Raw genomic sequence first — 740 nt, 5'->3', positions numbered from 1 at the left:
ATCCGGCATCGGATCGTGCCCCCGGAACAGGCCCGGATTCCCACCGCCACTCTCACCCGGGCCGAGGCCCAGGAACTGAAAGCCGACGCCGCCAAGGGCGAAGTCTCACTTCACCTGGATCTGCGGAGCAGGCGGATCACCACCAAGGGATACAACCTCATCGCCGACACCTCCACCGGAGACGAGGCGAACACCGTCGTCGTCGGGTCCCATCTCGACAGTGTCGACACCACACCCGGGATGAACGACAACGCCGCGGCCGCCGCGATGCAACTGGAGATCGCGCGACAGCTCGCCCGGCACACCGGCAAGATCAAGAACCGGGTGCGGTTCGCCTGGTGGGACGCCGAGGAGAAAGGCCTCGTCGGGTCCCAGTACCACGTCGATCAGCTCAGCCGCCGAGAGCGGGACGGAACAAGCCTGTACCTGAACCTGGAGATGATCGGCTCACCGAACTTCGCGCGCCAGGTCTACAACGGGCTGACGCCGGGGGGCCCCGCGCCGGCAGGATCGCGACAGATCACGAAGACCATCGACGACTACTTCGCGCGACAGAATTTTCCCACGGTCGGGCTGGAACTCGACGATCGTTCGGACCATTCCCCGTTCATCAAGGCAGGCATCCCCGCCGGAGGCGTCAACGCGGGCGCGGAAACCCTCAAACCAGCGGAATGGGTGCCGTTGTTCGGGGGGAAAGCGGGAGAAATGCTCGACCACTGCTACCACCAGTCGTGCGACAC

The 740-nt window shown here is 65.1% G+C and carries 1 protein-coding gene; it reads left to right on the top strand.

Annotation, left to right across the window (positions count from 1 at the left end; translation table 11 throughout):
- Positions 1-15: 15 nt before the first annotated feature.
- Positions 16-740, top strand: a 725-nt coding sequence (locus CFP71_RS42575) for a M28 family peptidase (protein WP_208636165.1), incomplete at its 3' end; no start/stop codon positions are given.

The sequence above is a fragment of the Amycolatopsis thailandensis genome, assembly GCF_002234405.1.
GTDB classification, from domain to species: domain Bacteria; phylum Actinomycetota; class Actinomycetes; order Mycobacteriales; family Pseudonocardiaceae; genus Amycolatopsis; species Amycolatopsis thailandensis.
The sequence above is the reverse complement of the archived record's forward strand: the minus strand, read 5'-3'. Positions and strand labels throughout refer to the sequence as shown.